This is a genomic window from Chryseobacterium sp. KLBC 52, from assembly GCF_003347605.1.
In the GTDB taxonomy this organism is placed as follows: domain Bacteria; phylum Bacteroidota; class Bacteroidia; order Flavobacteriales; family Weeksellaceae; genus Chryseobacterium.
Genome location: NZ_QDFZ01000002.1, coordinates 174,890 through 187,457, shown reverse-complemented (window position 1 = coordinate 187,457; position 12,568 = coordinate 174,890). Strand labels below are relative to the sequence as shown.

General features: G+C 34.4%; 15 protein-coding genes. All 15 read right to left on the bottom strand.

The genetic code is table 11. From position 1 onward, the window contains the following. Positions 1 to 30 precede the first annotated feature (30 nt). On the bottom strand, positions 31 to 672 hold the full coding sequence (locus DDF69_RS02420) for a hypothetical protein (RefSeq protein ID WP_114819377.1): 642 nt from the start codon (positions 670 to 672) through the stop codon (positions 31 to 33). 38 nt (positions 673 to 710) lie between these two features. Next, positions 711 to 1,205: a hypothetical protein gene (locus tag DDF69_RS02415; RefSeq protein ID WP_114819376.1), complete on the bottom strand. Its 495-nt coding sequence runs from the start codon at positions 1,203 to 1,205 to the stop codon at positions 711 to 713. Between the two features lie 71 nt (positions 1,206 to 1,276). Then, positions 1,277 to 1,726, bottom strand: coding sequence for a hypothetical protein (locus DDF69_RS02410; protein WP_114819375.1), 450 nt, complete (start codon positions 1,724 to 1,726; stop codon positions 1,277 to 1,279). A 27-nt stretch (positions 1,727 to 1,753) separates the two neighbouring features. Then, positions 1,754 to 2,161, bottom strand: coding sequence for a helix-turn-helix transcriptional regulator (locus DDF69_RS02405; RefSeq protein WP_114819374.1), 408 nt, complete (start codon positions 2,159 to 2,161; stop codon positions 1,754 to 1,756). A gap of 176 nt (positions 2,162 to 2,337) precedes the next feature. Further along, positions 2,338 to 3,798, bottom strand: coding sequence for an AAA family ATPase (locus DDF69_RS02400; protein WP_114819373.1), 1,461 nt, complete (start codon positions 3,796 to 3,798; stop codon positions 2,338 to 2,340). Between the two features lie 591 nt (positions 3,799 to 4,389). Next, on the bottom strand, positions 4,390 to 4,830 hold the full coding sequence (locus DDF69_RS02390; protein WP_114819372.1) for a hypothetical protein: 441 nt from the start codon (positions 4,828 to 4,830) through the stop codon (positions 4,390 to 4,392). Next, positions 4,830 to 5,282 carry a DUF4760 domain-containing protein gene (locus DDF69_RS02385; protein WP_114819371.1) on the bottom strand — a complete coding sequence of 151 codons (453 nt, stop codon included), beginning with the start codon at positions 5,280 to 5,282 and terminating at the stop codon, positions 4,830 to 4,832. The genes DDF69_RS02390 and DDF69_RS02385 overlap by 1 nt, the downstream gene beginning before the upstream one ends. A gap of 166 nt (positions 5,283 to 5,448) precedes the next feature. Beyond that, a complete protein-coding gene (locus DDF69_RS02380; RefSeq protein ID WP_114819370.1) occupies positions 5,449 to 5,811 on the bottom strand; it encodes a hypothetical protein in 363 nt (120 codons plus the stop codon). Between the two features lie 135 nt (positions 5,812 to 5,946). Continuing rightward, positions 5,947 to 7,572 carry a chaperonin GroEL gene (groL, locus tag DDF69_RS02375; protein ID WP_114819369.1) on the bottom strand — a complete coding sequence of 542 codons (1,626 nt, stop codon included), beginning with the start codon at positions 7,570 to 7,572 and terminating at the stop codon, positions 5,947 to 5,949. Positions 7,573 to 7,641: 69 nt separating this feature from the next. After that, positions 7,642 to 7,998 (bottom strand): four helix bundle protein, encoded by a 357-nt coding sequence (locus DDF69_RS02370; RefSeq protein WP_114819368.1) that lies wholly within the window; start codon positions 7,996 to 7,998, stop codon positions 7,642 to 7,644. A 52-nt stretch (positions 7,999 to 8,050) separates the two neighbouring features. Continuing rightward, positions 8,051 to 8,329 carry a co-chaperone GroES gene (groES, locus tag DDF69_RS02365; protein ID WP_034696138.1) on the bottom strand — a complete coding sequence of 93 codons (279 nt, stop codon included), beginning with the start codon at positions 8,327 to 8,329 and terminating at the stop codon, positions 8,051 to 8,053. 117 nt (positions 8,330 to 8,446) lie between these two features. After that, the gene (locus DDF69_RS02360) at positions 8,447 to 9,238 is read right to left on the bottom strand and encodes a TerC family protein (RefSeq protein ID WP_114819367.1); all 792 of its coding nucleotides are present in this window, start codon (positions 9,236 to 9,238) and stop codon (positions 8,447 to 8,449) included. After that, complete coding sequence (locus DDF69_RS02355) at positions 9,225 to 10,436, bottom strand: cation:dicarboxylate symporter family transporter (protein WP_114819366.1); 1,212 nt, start codon at positions 10,434 to 10,436, stop codon at positions 9,225 to 9,227. Before DDF69_RS02355 ends, DDF69_RS02360 begins: the two co-directional genes overlap by 14 nt. A gap of 45 nt (positions 10,437 to 10,481) precedes the next feature. After that, positions 10,482 to 11,768 (bottom strand): CitMHS family transporter, encoded by a 1,287-nt coding sequence (locus DDF69_RS02350; protein ID WP_114819365.1) that lies wholly within the window; start codon positions 11,766 to 11,768, stop codon positions 10,482 to 10,484. A gap of 24 nt (positions 11,769 to 11,792) precedes the next feature. Continuing rightward, entirely contained in the window at positions 11,793 to 12,488 is a 696-nt protein-coding gene (locus DDF69_RS02345) for a DUF2490 domain-containing protein (RefSeq protein ID WP_228411910.1), read from the bottom strand. Positions 12,489 to 12,568 lie beyond the last annotated feature (80 nt).

The following is a 12,568-nucleotide window of genomic DNA, read 5'->3' as shown; positions in this document are numbered from 1 at the left end:
AGTGATGCAAACTCATGTTGGCCACAGTTATTATTTTAATTGAATTTCAATCTTTTTATCCTCCATAAATAACTTTATCCAATTCGGAACTTCATTATTTCCTGGAATGCATTCGATTAAACTTTTATTATTCTTATAATTTGCTATAGCTTTTTTCCCGAACTTGATTTTCATTTCATAAATCTCATTGCCATTATATCCAATCCAGGCTTTTGTTATTATTTGCCTTTTTTTTTCAATATTATGATAAAGTAAAGATTTTGAGTCTTCTGGTAAATGACTTATACCATCACACCAAAAAGACTTAGCATAATATTTTATATTTTCATTTTCAATGTTTTTAAAATCCAGAGACCATTCTAAATGACTGCAAAATTCTAAATTAAACACTGGTTCATTGAGATTATAATTAAAAGCACCACAATTGGGACATTCAATATATTCTCCATTCAATTTTTCAAACTCACATGCTGCACATCTGCCATTTCTATTGTTTACATGTTGAATAATAATTTTTGCTTCATTTTTGTCTACATTGAATTCGTCAATTATTTTTTTTTCAGCAAATAATTTTAAATCGTTTTGCATCAAAATATAAAGATCAAGCTTTTGTTCTTCAGAAAATTTTAGAGTAATAACTTCATTTTTACATTTGTTGCAATTCGTTTTCATTCTGATTTTAATTTAGATATTAAATTAATATTCCAGGACTATATTTTTTTAAGATAAACTGTTTGGTATTTCCACCGGGTGCCCCAAAATACATACTTCCTTTGGTTAGTATATACTTTTGATTTTCTTTTCAGTTGCCCACTTTTGATGTCATAAACAAAGAGCTTATTTCCTTTGATTTTATATTTTAAATGGTAGTTGATCCCGTTTTCGTTTTTTAAATCATAATTATTATAGTTGCCGGATAACATGTCAGCTATTATTAATGAATCATGTACAGATTCGATCTCTTCTTTATTTTTATTGAATTTTAAATACAAATTATGGCCGCTTACCGTATAAAGCCCGGAAAGTTCCTGATGTTGAAGATCTCCGGAAAACACGTAATTAAATTCATTGTTATTCTTAAAATCTATCTTGGTGACGAAGAAACCAAATTCAGCTTTGTTGGATTTATAGGTTCCCTGCAATTTTTTCTGTGGGTTGCAAGATAAAAAAAGTAATAAAGCTAAAATCAGACTAAAGTTTTTCATACCAGTATCAAGGATAATTCTAAATTATATAGTTTGTTTCTGAAGTCCAGAGACTTTGTGATGTAGGTATTTTATTTAGTATAATCTCCTGCAATAATAGATTTCTCCATTGTACTTACGATCTCAGAAACAGGAATCGTAAATATCCCGGCATTTCCTTTATCAAACTCTTTTTTCCAGTAAGAATAACCATCCATTTCAAGGGAGTCCGGTTTTTTGTAGGCCTCTTTTTTCAGGCTGATGACACTTTTGTTCAAAGCTTCTTCTGATATGGGAAGATGGCTGAGGTTTTCTGCATATCCAGTAGGGCTGGCAGGGTTTTTCATCTTCAAACCACTGATGGAAACATGAATCACTTTTCCGGTTTCAGGATATTCTTCAATTTTTAATATGGTAAGGGTAGAACTTTTTTCTGTGGGGCGGGTTTTGTAGTTCCATTCCTGGCCGACGCTGTATTGGTCTTTTTTTGCACAGCTGAAGGACAGCAAGAATAATGCTGCTATGAAAGTATAGAGTTTCATGAAGGGTTGGTTATTAGTTTTGTTTTTTTATTTCTGAATCAACTGCTCCAGCCTGGCCATCATTTCATCTTTTTCTTTCAGCATTCTTTCGTACAGCGCAATTTTTTCTTCGTGTAGTTTTAACACTTGTTCAATAGGATTGAAAATAGGATTATCATTTTTCTGATATCCAATACTGTGATCGCCAAAAGTATTGGCAATTACATTTACAGCTTCTTCCTCATCAAAATTCTGGAAAGCTTCCACAGGAATTTTCAATACCTCAGAAATCCTTTTCAGCAAAGGATCCTCAATAGTTTCTTTCTGCTCCAAAAGTGAAATCTTCTTCTGGTTCCAGTCTTCACCAAGATCAAAAGCCAAAGCCTCCTGCTTGATGCCCAACATCTCCCGAAAACGCTTGATATTTCTCCCCTGATGTATTTTTTTGTTTTGCATATTTGTGTACGTTATAGAAACAAATATAAGTAAAAGTTGGGGGATAGGAAATGGGGGAGTGAGGGTATTATTTAAATATTCTAATAGTATGATCTAAAAGTTTATACAACACTATGCAGTCGTGCGGTAGCGGGGACAAAGTCGGGAGACTTTGCAGAGCGGGGATTCTACTAATTTTATTCGTTAATTTTCCAATATTCTTGCAATGCAATTTGAGCGCAATATTCTTGAAATTGAGCCGGTGTTTCTTTTTCGTTTTTTTTGATATGTTCATATATCTCTAGAAGTTTATCAGGAAAATCAGATAATATTTTATCTGCCATTTTGATTTTGTTTTCGCTTGACATGTATGTTAACTCAATTGCTCGATCAATTCTTCCAGGTCTGGAAGAAATAAAAACTTGTGTGCCATCTTCTAAAGTTTTGGGTTGTCCTATTGCTTCATCAATTTTCGTGATATCATTAGTTGTTATAATTGTAAAGATACCATCAGATTTATCTACACCGTCTATGCAGTTCAATAATGTATCAAAAGTAAGAGGAGTTCTTATTTCATTTTGTTGATCATTGTTTGATTCATTTCCAGAATGATTACTTGAATTGTTTTGACTTGAAAAGCTTCCGACTAAAAGTTGATTAGAAGATTGAGCTATATTTTTCCTTTTATTAAAAACATTGTCTATATCTTCAATCAAAGCAATACAAGGTATATTGAGTTGCATACTTTGCCATGATTTAATTAAATCATTATTAGACATTTGGGCAAGTGAAAAGAAATGAATAGGTAAATCTAAATCTTCAGCAAAAGCCCTAGCAAGTGCTGTTTTTCCAGTTCCAGGAGGTCCATATAGTAGCCAACCTCTTTTCCAAGGAATGCTTTTTTCTTTATACCAATTTTTACTTTTAACCCATAAGCCAATTATACTAATTAATTCTTTGACATCATCAGGAAAAAATAAGTTATCTAAGGCTTTTCCATTATTTTTTAATTCACGACCTAATTCATCTTGAGTAACACCCAATAATTTATAATTATTCTGTCTATACCAAGAATAACCATTATATCCTGCATATCCTCTGTCTTGTCCATTGTGTTCTCTTTCTGGAAAATAATAGATATTAAATCTATTAGCCTTTTCTTCAGTTTCTTCAATATTCCAACTAATATTATTTCTTGAATGGATTGCTTTTTCGACGATTTCAGAGACATTGATGCTGCCTCGAATAGAAATAATATATGATACCGTTTTCTCAGTCTCACTATGAGCTGAGGGGTTACTATCATTACTAAGAAATGTTACACTATTTTTAGTAAAAAGAAATGGAACTCTAATTAATTTAAAAAAATATTTTTTTTGTGAAAAGAAAATCATGAGATTATCTCCAAATTTTTCATAAGGAACGTATCCATATTTTCCATTTCTAAAAGATTCATACTGAGCTCCGTAAACTTTATCATAGCTTCGAGCTTTTTTGTAATTTTTAATCAAATAACCAATTACTTCATTATGCGTATCATCATTTTTAATTTCTGCTTTTTGAATGAATGTTGAAAGAATCATCCATAAAAAAGTTTTTATTTTGTCCCAAAATCCAACAACAAATGCGATTATAGCACTTCCCTTCAATAAGTCCATTGATTATAATTTGATAATAGCATTAATAGTTAGAAAAGTATTATTTAAAAAATAAAACAGTTTTAGTTTTGTAATTTTATGTGAAAATATCATGTGTATGAATTATAGTTATGTATTATAAATAAAGCTTCTGTATTGGTTGTTGTTATAAACTACTTTTGCTAAGTCATCAATATATTATTAAATATATTGCTAAATTATAATTTTAATATACTATTTCCTTACGGGAAACCATAAAACAAGAAAACCGCCCTACAAGCAGAACGGTTTATATATTAAATTTGTCTCAGCGACTCGCTACTACATCATTCCTGGCATTCCACCATCCATTGGCATAGCTGGTTCAGCACTCTTTATTTCAGTGATAATACATTCGGTTGTAAGAAGCATTCCAGATACGGAAGCTGCGTTTTCAAGGGCAACTCTTGTTACTTTAGTTTGGGCAATGATACCATTTTCAAGTACGGGAACATATCATTGCTCTTCAAAATCTTTTTACTTCAAATTGATTTGTATTATTTATTCAAAGTCAGGAGACTTTGAGTAGCTAGGGTGATATAATTTATTTTCACTAGTATTATAGTTTTTTCACTATTCGATCTTTTTTGTCTCTTGGGAGGTATTTGAATTTAAGTCATTTAACCATGAGCTGAGCTGATTTTTACCTAGATAAAAAAAGATTATTAATAATAAAGTATAAATTATAGATGCGATTACTCCTGATAGAACGCTTATCCAAAATGCTCTTGTAGATTGTTTCCTTTCAAATTTGTTGATTTCTTCTTTTGAATAATTTTTTAGTTCGTCCTCAGCCAATTTGATGTTTGATGTTAATGTCATATCATTTAATAGTGTACTTTTAAATCCCTTCAAGGTGTCATTTGTCGGATCTGAGCCTTCTTTTATAGTATGATCATTAATTACTTTTTTATAATCTTCATAAAATTTATGCAAGAGAATTCTATTGTAAATTAGAGGATAATTTTTTGCATTACAAAAATTAGCTATTGTTTCAAAAATTTCATGTTCCATTATAAATCAATTTTGAAATTTTTGAAATTATTTTTCCAACGTCTGACCAATTTTTCATACTCAATAAAAAGATCTGGATTAGCTGTCATTTCTCTTCTTTGAATTATAAAAAATTGAAACTCACTATAAAATTGAATAAAATACTTGGCATAATAATCATAAATAATTTCTTCGTGAAATACTCTATGTTTAAGTGCTATCGAAATTTTATCAAAATTAGCTAAAATCATAAATGTAGCGTCATCTGTTGTTTTCCAACCCTTATGATCAAAATAGTTAATCATAAATTTTTCATAATTGGTATCGTCCTTGGTGCAAAAGTCAAAAGTATAAGTCTTTAAATTATCAATTTGTTTTTTTTGATTTATTTTTCGATAATAGAAAAGAAAAATAATAACGAAATACAAAATGAAAATTCCACTTATCAATTGGTAAATAAATTCAATTTTCATAATTTAGTTTTTTATTGTTCTCATTTATTTTATAGTTTTAGCTTTGAAAATAGAAGCGTCTCACAAAAAGTAGAACGGTTAGTATATTAATTTGTCTTAGCTTACGCTACTACATTATTCCTAGTATTCCACCATGGTTCAGGCCTCTAACAATAGATTAGAAAAATTATTCTTTTAACTTCGATAAAGGGATAATTTTTACAGTATATTTTCCAATATTTGGATTTTTTTTGTGAATATCAGATATTAATAAATATTCATCATCGATATATTCCATTTTTTGCCATTTAGCTTCAAATACAGTTGGATATAATAAAGGATCTAATTCGCTATTCATTATAGTTACACGTCCTAGGCTATTATAATTTTCGAACGAAATAAATATTTCCATTTCTTCATTTGAAATTTTATTTTTGGAGGTTTTGATTGAAATTAGAGCTTTAAAATGAGTTATAGAGTTTTTGTTTATTAAATTTTTTTGTTGAATGAATTCTTCTAATTGCTCGTTACTAGTAAATTGAATTTCCATAAAGTTATTTTAATTAATATTTTCTGCAATTTAAGCTTTCATAATTTCTCTTTCTTACGGGAAACCATAAGAACAAAAAAACCGCCCTACAAAAGCAGAACGGTTTATATATTAAATTGTCTCAGCGACACGCTGTTACATCATTCCTGGCATTCCACCACCCATTGGCATAGCTGGTTCAGCGCTCTTCACTTCAGTGATAACACATTCAGTTGTTAAAAGCATTCCAGATACAGAAGCTGCATTTTCAAGGGCAACTCTTGTTACTTTAGTTGGGTCAATGATTCCTGCTTCAAGCATTTGAACATACTCGTCAGTTTTCGCATTGTATCCGAAGTCTCCTGATCCTTCTGCTACTTTAGCAACAATTACAGAACCTTCACCACCTGCGTTAGCAACGATTTGTCTTAATGGCTCTTCGATCGCTCTTTTCACGATTTTGATCCCAGTGTTTTCGTCAGCATTAGCACCAGTAAGTTCGTTTAGTGAAGAAATTGCTCTCACTAAAGCAACACCACCACCAGCAACGATACCTTCTTCTACAGCAGCTCTTGTAGCGTGTAGCGCATCATCTACTCTGTCTTTTTTCTCTTTCATTTCTACTTCAGAAGCAGCACCTACGTAAAGTACAGCAACACCACCAGCTAACTTAGCTAATCTTTCCTGAAGTTTTTCTCTGTCGTAGTCAGAAGTTGTAGTTTCCATCTGAGCTTTGATCTGAGCAACTCTTCCTTTAATTTTCGCTTCGTCACCACCACCGTTTACAACAGTTGTGTTGTCTTTGTCGATCGTTACTTTCTCAGCAGTTCCAAGCATATCTAAAGAGATGTTTTCCATTGTGAAACCTTGCTCTTCAGAAATCACCTGTCCACCTGTAAGGATAGCGATATCTTCTAACATTGCTTTTCTTCTGTCTCCGAATCCCGGAGCTTTTACAGCAGCAATTTTAAGAGAACCTCTTAGTTTGTTCACTACCAAAGTAGCTAAAGCTTCACCTTCAACTTCTTCAGAGATGATTAATAGAGACTTACCACCTTGTGCAATTGGCTCAAGAACCGGTAACAATTCTTTCATTGAAGAAATTTTCTTCTCTACTAAAAGGATATATGGGTTTTCAAGTTCAGCTAACATTTTCTCAGGGTTAGTCACGAAGTATGGTGACTGGTACCCTCTGTCGAACTGCATACCTTCCACAACATCTACCGTTGTATCGATACCTTTAGCTTCTTCTACAGTGATTACACCTTCTTTTCCAACTTTTCCGAAAGCTTCAGCGATTAAAGCACCGATAGTTTCGTCATTGTTAGCAGATACAGAAGCAACTTGCTTTACTTTATCTGTAGAATCTCCCACAGCCTGAGACTGTGTTTTAAGGTTTTCAACAACAGCAGTTACCGCTTTGTCGATCCCTCTTTTAAGATCCATTGGGTTAGCACCTGCCGCTACGTTCTTAAGACCTTCTCTTACGATAGCCTGTGCCAATACAGTAGCGGTAGTAGTACCGTCTCCTGCGATATCATTAGTTTTGGAAGCCACTTCTTTTACCATCTGAGCTCCCATATTTTCTACTCTGTCTTCAAGTTCGATTTCTTTTGCAACAGACACCCCATCCTTAGTTACGTGTGGAGCACCGAAAGATTTTTCGATCACTACGTTTCTTCCTTTAGGACCTAAAGTTACTTTTACTGCATTAGCCAATGCATCTACTCCTCTCTTTAGAGCGTCTCTTGATTCAATATCGAATTTTATTTCTTTTGCCATGTTTGTTTAGCTTTTGGCGACTTGCTTTTTGCTTTTAGCTTTTGCAATTCGCGTGTTTAACTTTAATTTTTAATTTCCATTGAGCCTGTTCCACAAAGTGACAAGCTTCTTTTTTAGTGTTGTCAATTCTTCCAAAAGATTTTTGAAATCATTTTCATGAATGTATCCTAAATCTTTAGCAAGAATTAATTGGTTTTCGGCTTCATTGGATGATCCCAGAGCAATATTAATGAAATTGGCAAATTCTTTATCCGAATTTCTGCCGCTTCCTTCTGAGATATTATATCCAATAGATGCAAATGATCTTCTGATTTGAGAGGTGAGTCCAAAAATTTCTTCTTTTGGAAAACTTCTGGTTGAAGTATAAATTTTCAATGTCAACTGATGACTTAATTGCCACACTTCAAACTTTTTAAAATCTCTCATGAATTAATTTCAACTCAGAAAAGCCATTTGCCAGAAGCCAATAGCAAGAAGCTTACCCAATGATTCCTAATAAATCAGCTTCTCTTACGATTAAATAATCTTTTCCTTCAAGCTTTAATTCAGCTCCTGAATATTTTCCATAAAGAACTTTGTCACCTACCTGAACCGTCGTAGGCTCATCTTTTTTACCAGGACCTACTGCCACTACAGTACCTTCTTGCGGCTTTTCCTTTGCAGTGTCCGGGATAATGATTCCTGAAGCTGTTTTAGTTTCTGCTGCGATTGGCTCTACCAGAACTCTGTCTGCCAATGGTTTAAAGTTTACTGACATAATATATTTAATTTTTTAATTATTTCTGTGTTGTAATTCTCTAAATGTATGCCATGAGACACTGGTGGCTGAAATGGCAGACTTTTATTTTCCGAATGTGAAAATTTGGCAGAAAAATTATTTTTTGCGGGCCGGGAATCCGAAAAGATAACTTGTAGCTACGGGAACAACAAACAAAAGAACCGTAATGGCGGAAACTAATATTTCCATCGTATGGCTGGCTAAAAACTGAGCGAATACCGTAGCAGGGTAGAAGTGCTCGTATAAGGACAAACTTAGTTTAACTCCTAAAATAGCAATGACGATGAAGGCCGCAGTTTCCAGAAAAGGAAATACCTGCATGAGACGAACAAACCATTGTGCAATAAATCTCATCGCTAAAATTCCTATAAATACACCCAACGTAATCAGAAGTAAATTATCTGAAAAAGCCACTGCTGCAAAAACATTATCGATAGAAAAAGCAAGATCCATCACTTCAACAATAGCAACCGTTGCCCAGAATTGACCCAGCAGACCGATAGAGTTTTTATACAGCCAGCTGGATTCTTTGTTCGGGCTTTCCTCAGGATTTTCTTCATCATTTGTGTTTTTAATTTTTTTGATGAACCAGTCAAAGGAAATGTAGATCAGATAGAATCCTCCCAGGGGTTTCAGCCACCATACGGAAATCAGTACAGAAGCAAAAATAAGAGCGAGTCCACGAAATACATAAGCTCCAAGGATTCCGTATTTCAGGGCTTTTTTTCTTTGGTTTTCGGGCAGATCCATGACGATGGTAGCCAGTACTGCTGCATTGTCTACAGAAAGAAGGCTTTCGATCAGAATAAGATTGCCGATAATAGCAATGGATTTTGCCGGGTTTTCTACGATGTCATTGAAAAGGTGTGTAAAATCAGGAAATATCATTTTTTAAAGGAATAGAATTTTGATTAAGTTTTGAAATAATGGCAGCAGAAACTGAAATGCCTATGAAATTGGTAACCGATCTCGCTTCGTTCATAAAGCGGTCTATGCTATATAAAAGCGCAAGATCCGTGGTAGGAATTTTTCCAAACCTGCTTAGGGTAAACATCAGGGCAAGGAAGCCTGATCCGGGAACTCCGGAAGCTGTTTTGGAAGCAATGGAAATCGTGATAAAAAGCCAGAAATAATCCATTGGCGTCAGGGAAATATTGTAAAGCTGAACCAGGAAAATACATGAAATAGAAAGATAAATGCACGCTCCTGCCAGGTTGAAATTGTATCCGAGAGGAATAATAAGACGAAGAATTTTTCGGTCATAGCCTTGGGATTCCATTTTGTCAAAGATCATTGGGAAGGCTGTTTTTGAAGAGGAAGTGGCCACTACAAGAATGATTTCTTCTTTGATGCTGATCAGAAAGTCCCAAAGATTAATTTTAAAGTAAGCTGTTATAACCCCTAATATCCCGAAAATAAAAAATACACTGGTAAGATATACGGTGGCAACAATTTTACTTAACGGCAGTAAAGTATTAATTCCATATACTGAAATTCCATAGGCGATATTAGAGAAAATAACGATCGGAAGAAATAAATAAACATATTTGATAAGTTTGAAAAACAGATTTCTTCCCGCATCTAAAGCTTTAAAGATGTTATTCCTCTTCTTTGAAAGACCAATCACGACTCCCGCAGAAATAGAGATTACAAGAAAAAGAACATAATTGCTGATATGTAACGGGTTGCTGGTTGTTGTTAAAAATCTTTCCGGAAGTTCTTTATGGGAAGAAATAATAATTCCCGTATTGGCACCCGGTTTTAAAAGAAGACCCGACCCGATTCCCAATAAAATACTTACAGAGGTGACGATTAAAAAATAGAGAACCATCTGGCCCACAATTTTAAAAGCATTTTTAGTGCTGAAAATATAGCTTACCCCGTAGGTTACTGCAATGAAAATAACAGGAACAATCAAAACCTCAAGAAGCATAAAAAAGTAACTGCTTACCTTTTCCAGGGGTTTACCTACTTCCGGAAAATAGTAACCTGTTAATGCTCCACAGATAATCGCTGTGAATACATAAAGCGTAAGGTTCCTTAGATAAGAATCGGTAAATGTTTTTTGCTTGGCAGTTTTCATCATTCGCTTTTTATAGATGGTAAGATTACAATATTCAAAGATATAATCTTATATAATACCAAGAATCAAAGCACTCAACAACATGATGACTGATGATCCCAAGGCCCACTTTAATGTATACTTTAAATGATCTGAAAACTCTACACCGGCCAGCGATACCAACAGATAAGTAGACGGGACCAATGGACTCAGAAGGTGAGAACCCTGCCCGATAAGACTTGCTCTTCCCAATATTTCCGGGGAAATTCCCAATTGATGACCGGTAGCAACGATAATAGGCAATATCCCAAAGTAGTAGGCATCATTAGACAGGAAAAAAGTAAACGGGATACTGAATAAAGCGGTCACGATATTCATATAACCACCCCAGCTTTTAGGAACTATTTCTATCATACTGTTTCCCATCGCCTGCATAATCCCTGAACCATTAAGAATTCCCGTAAAAATACCTGCTCCAAAGATCATTCCTGCCACTGATAGGGCATTTCCGGCATGTTTGGAAATGATTTTCTGCTGGTCTTTTAATTTTGGATAATTGATGATGGAAGCGATACAGAAAGCAATCATAAAGGCAATTCCTAAAGGAACAATATCAAGAATCATGACTACCAAAAGGGTGATCGTAAGGGCAAGATTGATCAGGATCAGTTTCGGGCGGCGGAGTGCAGGATCTGCCTCTCCAATAATATCATTGTTGTTGTAGCCGGTGAATTTTCCATGCTTGGCGATTCTTATTTTTTCTCTTCGTCCCAGAATGTAGGCAACAAATATAACCCAGAGAATACCGATAGCCATAATAGGAATCATAGGGACGAAAATTTCGGTGTGCCCTAGTTTCAGGGAACTCATTACCCTTGCAGTAGGCCCTCCCCAGGGAAGGATATTCATAATCTGTCCGGCAAGCATAATAATACAGGTAAGAATAAGTGGATTCATTCCCTGCTTTTTATACAATGGAAGCATAGCGGCTACTACAATTAAATAGGTAGATGAGCCATCGCCATCCAATGAAACCAATGCCGTAAGAACAGCAGTCCCTATTGTTGTTTTAATGGGATTGTCGCCAACGGCTTTTAAAATTATATTCACTAACGGTTCAAAAAGTCCCGTGTCTATCATTAAACTGAAATAAAGGATGGCAAAAATCAGCATAACGCCGGTTAGCGCTATTTCCTTAACACCGTTTTTCATCATGTCTCCCAGTTGAGGACCAAAACCGGCAAAAAGGGCTATGATTACGGGGACGATGACCAGAGCGGTAAGTGGAGTCATCTTTTTGTTCATGATGAGAATCATGAAGATGAAAATCATTAAAAAACCAAGAAATGTAAGCATAGTTATCTATAAATATTAATGAGATTATTGTTGTTTCTTTTTTCTCCAGTCAAAACTGTTTCTGAAGCCTATAAAACCGTAATTGCTTGTTTTTCCGGTTTCCATTTGATTGATAAAGGCCAGCTCCAGTGCAGAGTTTTTTCCTACTTTTATTCCAAGACCTGCGGTAATACGATTGCTGTCGAAAGGCTCTGTTTTATCCACATTCATTCTTATTTCATTTTTAAGAATACCATAGAGTTTTTCTTTTTCGCCTTTTTTGTTGAAAGGAATTCGTACAGAAATCAGATACCGGATTCTTACCTCAAATTCATCGGGATTGCTGAGGAAACGTTCTTCCACTCTAAGGCGGTTGGAGATGGAGGTTCTCCCGATGAAATACTCTGCAGTTACCTGTTGGAAAGGTCTTTTTTCATATCTTATCTTTTTAGAATCGTCGGCATTATAAGATTCGAGAATCAGAAACATGGCTCCAGCGGCAGGTCTTATGTTTTCTGCCACTTCATAATCTACGTACGCATTCACAAGGAAAAGTCGGGTGTCATAAGCCAGGTCAAAAGAACGGTATTGAGTAAGAGCCGTTAAAGTACTCTTATCAGTCAGTTTTGCTGACATCAGGTACTGAAACCACATATTATAATTGTCTTTGCTCTGGCTGTATAAAAGACCATTAAGCAGACAAAATGATAAAATAAGCGTTGATTTTATATTAAGTTTCATGTAATATTTGATTAATATTGCGGTTTCTCAAATATATTTATTAGGAAGAGCGGGCCCGGATTTTTTCAATCAATGACAGT

Bases quoted from the DNA above. Each gene is read 5' to 3' on its own strand.
- DDF69_RS02410 (WP_114819375.1), bottom strand. From the start codon at position 1,726: ATGAAACTCTATACTTTCATAGCAGCATTATTCTTGCTGTCCTTCAGC.
- DDF69_RS02345 (WP_228411910.1), bottom strand. From the start codon at position 12,488: ATGAAACTTAATATAAAATCAACGCTTATTTTATCATTTTGTCTGCTT.
- DDF69_RS02350 (WP_114819365.1), bottom strand. From the start codon at position 11,768: ATGCTTACATTTCTTGGTTTTTTAATGATTTTCATCTTCATGATTCTC.
- DDF69_RS02415 (WP_114819376.1), bottom strand. From the start codon at position 1,205: ATGAAAAACTTTAGTCTGATTTTAGCTTTATTACTTTTTTTATCTTGC.
- groES (WP_034696138.1), bottom strand. From the start codon at position 8,329: ATGTCAGTAAACTTTAAACCATTGGCAGACAGAGTTCTGGTAGAGCCA.
- DDF69_RS02380 (WP_114819370.1), bottom strand. From the start codon at position 5,811: ATGGAAATTCAATTTACTAGTAACGAGCAATTAGAAGAATTCATTCAA.
- DDF69_RS02420 (WP_114819377.1), bottom strand. From the start codon at position 672: ATGAAAACGAATTGCAACAAATGTAAAAATGAAGTTATTACTCTAAAA.
- DDF69_RS02370 (WP_114819368.1), bottom strand. From the start codon at position 7,998: ATGAGAGATTTTAAAAAGTTTGAAGTGTGGCAATTAAGTCATCAGTTG.
- groL (WP_114819369.1), bottom strand. From the start codon at position 7,572: ATGGCAAAAGAAATAAAATTCGATATTGAATCAAGAGACGCTCTAAAG.
- DDF69_RS02385 (WP_114819371.1), bottom strand. From the start codon at position 5,282: ATGAAAATTGAATTTATTTACCAATTGATAAGTGGAATTTTCATTTTG.
- DDF69_RS02360 (WP_114819367.1), bottom strand. From the start codon at position 9,238: ATGATATTTCCTGATTTTACACACCTTTTCAATGACATCGTAGAAAAC.
- DDF69_RS02405 (WP_114819374.1), bottom strand. From the start codon at position 2,161: ATGCAAAACAAAAAAATACATCAGGGGAGAAATATCAAGCGTTTTCGG.
- DDF69_RS02400 (WP_114819373.1), bottom strand. From the start codon at position 3,798: ATGGACTTATTGAAGGGAAGTGCTATAATCGCATTTGTTGTTGGATTT.
- DDF69_RS02355 (WP_114819366.1), bottom strand. From the start codon at position 10,436: ATGATGAAAACTGCCAAGCAAAAAACATTTACCGATTCTTATCTAAGG.
- DDF69_RS02390 (WP_114819372.1), bottom strand. From the start codon at position 4,830: ATGGAACATGAAATTTTTGAAACAATAGCTAATTTTTGTAATGCAAAA.